Below are 6732 nucleotides of genomic sequence, written 5' to 3'. Positions count from 1 at the left end.
GCCCGGATCGGGCGACCGTAGCGAGAAGAGCCCCGGAATCGGCGCCAAGCCGTCCGCCGCCAAGCCAGGCCGGCGGCCGATTCCGAGGCTCTACCGGGAAGATGCCGAGGAGCGTCGAAACTTGCGCGTTTCCCGTGAAGTTCCCTCGAACGGGTGACCACGCGCGGCCGTGCGAAGCAGGAGCCTCGCGGCGCGCTCGTGTCCCGGCGCGCGGCGCAGTACTCGCCCGATGGCGGCCGCGCGCCTCGTCGTCGCCGGTGAGAGCGCGAGGCGGACGGCGGCGGCGAGGTCGTGCGCCGACGCGCGGTTCGGGTCGAGCGCCGCGCCGAGGCCGGCATCGACGAGATCGGCGGCGACGGCGAACTGATCCGTCGAGAACGGCAGCGCGACCACGGGCACCCCCGCTGTGAGGGCTTCCATCGCGGTGTTGTTCCCGCCGTGGCAGATCGCCACGTCGCACGCGCGCAGCGCGGCGACCTGGGGAAGGTACGGGCGGACGATGGAGCCCTCGGGCAGCGGCCCGAGGTCGGCGGGCGGGGTGACGCCCGACGCAACCACCGCGCCGAGGTCGGCGCAGCGGAGGGCGTCGGCGATCGTTCGCAAGACGTCCGAGCGTGCCGACAGGAAGCTGCCGAGGGCGACATAGGCGCGGGGACGGCGTCGCTCGAGGGCGTCGAGACCCGGGTCGCCGGACTCGTCACGGACGCACGGCCCGACGAGCGTCGCTCCGGGCGCGACGCGGGATCCGGCCAGGCCGGCGGGATAGTTGACCAGGGTTCCTCGCGGCGCAGTCGCCGCGAAGGCGCTCTCCAGCGGTTGCGCGTCCGGCGCCAGCTCGAGCAGCGTCTCGTTGAACCGTCGCGTGAACACGCGGGAGGCCCGATCGCACAGCGCGCGTAGCCGAGCGAGCTCGTGCTCCTCCGCGAACCCCTCGGGCCGTCGCGCGGGATAGCCGAACACTTGCCCGGGTGGCGGCAGCTGGCACGGGTGCCCCGGGAGGAACGCCGTGTACGGCACGCCGAGGGCGCGCAGCGCGAGGGATGCGCCGAACGCGAGCTGATCGGAGAGGACGAGCTCGGGCCTCAGGTCGTCGACGATGTCCCCGAGGCGGCCCGTCACGTGCTCGGGATCCCAGAGTAGGTCGTGCAGCCTCCGTCGTGCCTGGTGCTCGAGCGTCGCCACCATCCCCTCGTACGTCACCGCGAGGAAGTCCCGTGTCGCCTGGTCGCCGGCCTCCGTCTCGCTTCTGGCGTTGCTTCCCGCCCCGAGCCGTAGCTCGACGTGCCCGAACCCGTCGGCGAGCACCCGCCCGCGGAGGCCGGCGCCGGTTGCCACCACCACCTCGCGACCGGCGTCGCGGAGCGCCGATCCCACCGCTGACAGCGGCAGGTAGTGCGAGACGTAGTCGGGGCTGACGAGCAGCGCGGTCATGCGGCCCGCAGCGCGCCACGGCGAGTCACGCCCTCGTACAGCTCGACCAGCCGGCCGGCCATCGCGTCGATCGTGAAACGCTCCTCGACGAGCGAACGCGCCCGCGCCGCGCGCGCGGCATCCAGCCGGACCGACGCCGCACGGCGGAGCCCCCCTCGCAGCGAAGCGAGATCCGTGGTGTCGACGAGGAAGCCCGTCGCCCCGTCCTCGACGAACGTCGGCGGCCCGCCGCGGTCCGGGGCGACGACAGGAAGCCCCGCCGCGAGCGCCTCGAGCAGGCTGAGGCCGAACTCCTCCTTCCGGCTCGGGCACGCGTAGACGCCACCGGCCGCGACGAGGCCGGGGATCCCGTGCGCGGCGGCCCTGAGGAGCTGGGGCACCTCGTCGTGCGGCCGATGGCCGAGGGCGACGAGACCGCTCCTTGCCTGCGGGAGCCGCGCGCAGACGGCGTCGATCTCGTCGATCACGTGACGCTCCTCGGGTGTCGGGTGCTCGAGCTCGCCGCCGACAATGGCCAGGTTGAAGCTCTCGAGCAGGCGGGGATCGCCCGCCCACGCCTCGACGAGTGCGGGAATGCCCTTCACACGGTTGAGCCGGGCGACCGTGAGGAGCAGCGGGAGTCCGCGCCGGCCGGCGGGCAGCTTGGCGATCGCCGAGGCGAGGGAGCGGATCGCAGGCCCGCCGGCGTCGATGGGGTGCCGTGCGGCGGCGTCGACGGCGATCCCCTCGGGGATCGTGCAGAGGCGATCGGGGTGGACTGCGGCGAAGGCCGGCCCGAGCAGCTCCCGAAGCTCGCGCTCGAGGCCCGGTCGGGGAAGCACGGCGAGCGCGGCGGCCTCGCGCATCATCCGATCGAGGAGCCACGCGCGGAAGACGTACTGGTGCTCGAGATCGGCCGCGGGAAACGTGGAGCGGTCGAGGTGCCCGGTCGCCTCGGCGTCGCGGAGCACCGAGTGGGGATCGGGCGCGAGGGTGAAGACGACGGGCACGCCCAGACGGCGGAAGACACGGGCCGCGACGAAGGTGCCGACGTCCGCGAACCGGAGGTGCGCGACGTCGAACGGTCCGTGGCGGGCGACCGCTCCCGCGAGCGCGAGCTCGATCTCCCGTCGGTACTCCCATTGGCCGGCCGTCGGGAGATACGTGTCCGGGCCGTATCGCAGGCGCGCGATGCGGGAGCGGCGGCCGATCGGCTCCTGCGGGAGGGAGTAGAGCCCCGGGAACGACGGATCCTCGAACGCCCGCGTGAACGTCACCACCTCCGAGACGGCCGGATGGGCGTCGAGCGCGCGCGTCAGGCTCACGATCAACGTGGCGAGGCCGCCGCCGTCGCCCGCGCCGGCGCCCCGGAGCCCGGCGTCGAGTCGGCCCTGGAGCGATACCTGGGCGATGCGGAGGCCGCGAGCGCTGCTGTCGCGGGCCGGCGCAAGCGCCGGGGCCGGCGTCCTCCGCCATCGCTCGAGCGTGAGCTCGGCGACCATCGACGGGAAGCCGCCGCGCGCGGCCAGCGCGGTGAGCGGCGCGATCGCGCGCGGGTACCGGGGCCGCTCGCCGAGCACCCAGGCGGCGTGTGCCCTTCGCTCGTCGGAGGTGACGAGCTCGTCGACGACGAGGCGTCCCGTGCCGCGGCCGCCGCGCGCGAGCGCGTGGAGGACGAGCAGCTGCGCGGTCGGGTCGGAACGACGTGCGGCCCGCGCGAGCCGCCGACCCCGGGCGTCGTCGATACCTCGGCGCCGGAGGGCGAGGGCTGAGGTGACCGCCTCCAGCAGGGGAGCTTCGAGGAGTCGCTGCTCGTCGCTGGCCATCTCGAGCGTCGCGCCGACGAATGCTGCCCGGCACCGCGGGTGCGGCGCCGGGCAGCGGACGGGCGTCTCCTACGGGATCAGCACCTTGTTGACGACGTGGATGACGCCGTTCGACGCCTTGACGTCGGCGGTCGTCACGCGAGCGCCCCCCACGAGCACGTTGCCGCCGTTGACGCGGATCGAGACGGCCTTGCCGTTGAGCGTCTTCGCGGAGCGGAGCATCACGACCTTGGCGGCCGGGACGTTGCCCTTGACCACGTGGTAGAGCAGCACCGAGCGCAGCTTCGCCTTGTTCTTGGCGAGCGACGCGAGCGTTGCCTTCGGCACCTTCGCGAACGCGGCGTCGGTCGGGGCGAAGACCGTGAACGGCCCCTTGCCCTGCAGCGTGCCGACGAGGCCCGCCTTCTTGAGCAGCGAAGCGAGCGTCTTGAACGACCCTGCCGCGACAGCGGTCTGGACGATCGTCTTGGATGCGGTCGCGGTCGCCTCCTGCGGGATCAGCACCGAGTCGATCACGTGAATGACGCCGTTCGTGGCGCCCACGTCCGGAGTCGTCACTTGCGCGGCGTCGACGAACACCGATCCGTTCACGACCTTGATGGCGAGGGACCTGCCCTCGGCGGTCTTGGCGGACGTGAGCTTCACGACGTCCGCCGCGGTGACGCGGCCGGGAACGACGTGGTAGAGCAGCACCGCCTTGAGCTTGGCCGGATCAGCGGCGAGCGCGTCGAGGGTCGCCTTGGGCACCTTCGCGAAGGCCGCGTCCGTCGGCGCAAAGACCGTGAACGGTCCGCCCGTTGCGAGCGTGTCCACGAGGCCGGCCTTTTGGAGCAGCGACGCCAACGTGGTGAACTGTCCGGCGGCGACGGCCGTCTGGACGATGTCGACGTTCGACGCGCGGGTTTCCGCAGAGGCGGTGCCGGCGCCCCCCACGGCGGCCGCCGCGACGGCGAGTACTGCGAGAAGCGAGATGATGCGCTTCATTCCGATCTCCTTTCTGTTGGGTGTTGCTGTCGGGTATTGCGTCGGTCAGGCTGCGGCGGGAAAATCGCCCGCCTCCGTCGACGTGTCGTCGGGAACTGCGGAGGGGCGAGGGCCGACTCGTGCCCGGTCGGCCTCCTCGTCCTTGCGGCGAGCCTCGTCGCGGCCGTCGAGGATCGCCCCGTAGACGAGGAGTGACAGGCCGGTTCCGTAGAAGAGCGTGACGAGCACACCCATCGCGAACAGCGCGGCCGGGCTCATCGTTCGCCCCGCGGAGCGACCAGAGCGCCGAGCGAGAGGATGGACGGCACCCAGAGGCCGACGAAGATGGCCTGCTGCTCGTTGCCCCCGAACCACAGGCTGACGGAGAGGACGAAGGAGACGAGGGCGCCGAGGAGGATGAGCGCCCGCGCGCTCGTCTCGGGGCGCGTCATAACGAGTTCCTGCACTCTCTGCTGCATCCTGGGACCCTCCTTAAACAGAACCTGTACAGAACATGTGCGGCAGCCTACCTACGGCTGTCGACTGTGTCAAGCGTCTGTATAGATTCCGCACAGATATCCGGGCCGGGGCAGCGGGCGAGACTGCGGGCCGTGACGTCACCCGCGGACGGACGGCCGGGTGCGCGGGGCGTCTAGCAACCGGAAGCGGCGGCGGGGACTGCCCTCAGTGCGCAGCGAGCTCGCCGCTCCGGGGGCTCAGCGCGCAGCGCTCGGGAGACGGCGCCGCTCGAGCTGCGCGGCGTCGGGCACCCTGACGTTCCAGACGAGCCCGAGCCGCTCCAGGCCGCGGATCACCCACCACGAGAGGTCGATCTGGCCGCGGTCGAGCCCGTGCCGCGCCGAGGCAGGGAAGGCGTGGTGGTTGTTGTGCCAGCCCTCGCCGAAGACGAGCAGCGCGACGAAACGGTTGTTCCGCGACTCGTCGCGTGAGCGGTAGTGCTGCCGGCCGAACATGTGGCAGATCGAGTTCACGCTGAACGTCGCGTGCTGGTAGGCGCAGATGCGGATCAGGCCGCCCCAGACGAGGCCCTCCAGCCCGGCACCGACGGTGCCTCCGAGGCAGTAGCCGATGAGGAACGGCAGCCCGAGCGTGACAGCCACCCACAGCAGGTAGGCGCGATCGATCAGCCGCAGGACGCGGTCGTCGTAGAGATCCTTCGCGTACTCGCGTCCCTGTTCCATCCCCAGGTTCACGAACAGCCATCCGACGTGCGCGTGGACGAAGCCGCGCGCCGCGCCGAGTGCGCCGTCGCCGTGGCCGACATGGGGTGAGTGCGGATCGCCGGGCTTGTCGGAGAGGGCGTGGTGCTTGCGGTGATCCGTGACCCACTGGGTGAGCGGCCCCTGCATCGTCATGCAGCCGAGGACGGCGAGCACGACCTTGACGGCGGTGCCGGTTTCGAAGCCGCGGTGCGTGAAATACCGGTGGAAGCCGATCGTCGTCCCGAAGGCACAAACGAGGTAGAAGCCGGCAAAGAGCGCGAGGTCGACCCAGTGGAAGGCCACGCCCCAGAGGAGCCCCATCGCCGCGAGCAGGCCGAGCGGCGGCACGACCACCGCGACGAGCGTGACCGCCTGGCTGATACGGCTCGTCCGCGGCCGCACGGTGCCGACCGCAACCTGCGTCGAAGATTCGTACAATGTTTGTGTAGACTAACAGAACGATGCGGATCGCGGTCGTCGGCAGCGGTATCTCGGGGTTGGGGGCCGCCCATGTCCTCTCGCGCGCCCACCACGTCGAGGTCTTCGAGCGAGAGCCCCGCGCCGGTGGGCACGCGAACACGGTGGTGCACGACGGGCTCGCGCTCGACACCGGCTTCCTCGTCCACAACGTGCGCAACTACCCCCTTCTCACGAGGCTCTTCCGCGAGCTCGGCATCGCCGCGCACGAGTCCGACATGTCCTTCTCGGTCAGTTGCGGCGGCTGCGGCCTCGAGTATTCGGGGCGGCGTCCGTTCGCGCAGCCGGCGAACGCCGCCAGTCCCCGCTTTCTCGCGCTGCTGTGGGAGATCGGCCGCTGGCTGCGGACGGCGCGACCCGAGGACGAGTCGCAGTCGCTCGCGGAGTACCTCGACGTCCACGGCTACTCGCGGCGCTTCCGTCGTCATTTCCTCGTGCCCATGACGTCCGCACTGTGGTCGACCGCGCCGGGGCGCGCGCTCGAGTTCCCGGCTGCCTACGCGATCCGCTTCTTCGCCAACCATGGGATGCTGGGCTTCGGCCGCTTCCGCTGGCGCACCGTCACCGGCGGCAGCCACCGGTACGTCGACGCGATCGCGGCGCGGCTCGGCCGGCGGCTCCGCCTCGGCGCCGGCGTGCGCTCCGTCCGACGGTCGGAGGCCTTCGTCGAGCTGCGGGTCGGCGACGCGATCGAGCGCTTCGACAGGGTCGTTCTCGCCACGCACGCCGACCAGGCACTCGCGCTGCTCGAGGATCCGACGCCGGACGAACGACGCGTGTTGGGACAGTTCGCCTACACGAGGAACGACGCCGTCCTCCACACCGATTCGCGC

Annotated in this window: 7 protein-coding genes; 1 reads left to right on the top strand and 6 read right to left on the bottom strand. The window is 71.8% G+C overall.

Going from position 1 to position 6732, the window contains the following annotated elements:
* Positions 1 to 90: 90 nt before the first annotated feature.
* The 6 genes from VNM44_RS13990 to VNM44_RS13965 all read right to left on the bottom strand — a co-directional run bounded on the left by VNM44_RS13990 (position 91) and on the right by VNM44_RS13965 (position 5860).
* Positions 91 to 1431, bottom strand: a complete 1341-nt coding sequence (locus VNM44_RS13990) for a glycosyltransferase (RefSeq protein ID WP_325626502.1) — start codon at positions 1429 to 1431, stop codon at positions 91 to 93.
* A complete protein-coding gene (locus tag VNM44_RS13985; RefSeq protein WP_325626501.1) occupies positions 1428 to 3236 on the bottom strand; it encodes a glycosyltransferase in 1809 nt (602 codons plus the stop codon). Before VNM44_RS13985 ends, VNM44_RS13990 begins: the two co-directional genes overlap by 4 nt.
* A 69-nt stretch (positions 3237 to 3305) precedes the next feature.
* Complete coding sequence (locus VNM44_RS13980) at positions 3306 to 4220, bottom strand: fasciclin domain-containing protein (protein ID WP_325626500.1); 915 nt, start codon at positions 4218 to 4220, stop codon at positions 3306 to 3308.
* A gap of 45 nt (positions 4221 to 4265) precedes the next feature.
* Complete coding sequence (locus VNM44_RS13975) at positions 4266 to 4478, bottom strand: hypothetical protein (RefSeq protein ID WP_325626499.1); 213 nt, start codon at positions 4476 to 4478, stop codon at positions 4266 to 4268.
* The gene (locus VNM44_RS13970) at positions 4475 to 4651 is read right to left on the bottom strand and encodes a hypothetical protein (RefSeq protein WP_325626498.1); all 177 of its coding nucleotides are present in this window, start codon (positions 4649 to 4651) and stop codon (positions 4475 to 4477) included. Before VNM44_RS13970 ends, VNM44_RS13975 begins: the two co-directional genes overlap by 4 nt.
* 264 nt (positions 4652 to 4915) lie before the next feature.
* Positions 4916 to 5860: an acyl-CoA desaturase gene (locus VNM44_RS13965; protein ID WP_325626497.1), complete on the bottom strand. Its 945-nt coding sequence runs from the start codon at positions 5858 to 5860 to the stop codon at positions 4916 to 4918.
* Positions 5861 to 5883: 23 nt separating this feature from the next.
* Here VNM44_RS13965 and VNM44_RS13960 point away from each other — a divergent pair.
* Positions 5884 to 6732: NAD(P)/FAD-dependent oxidoreductase (locus VNM44_RS13960; RefSeq protein WP_325626496.1), on the top strand; the 849-nt coding region annotated here is incomplete at its 3' end.

Origin of the sequence: Gaiella sp. (genome assembly GCF_035558935.1) — a bacterium.
In the GTDB taxonomy this organism is placed as follows: domain Bacteria; phylum Actinomycetota; class Thermoleophilia; order Gaiellales; family Gaiellaceae; genus Gaiella.
This window is presented reverse-complemented; position numbering and strand designations above follow the sequence as displayed.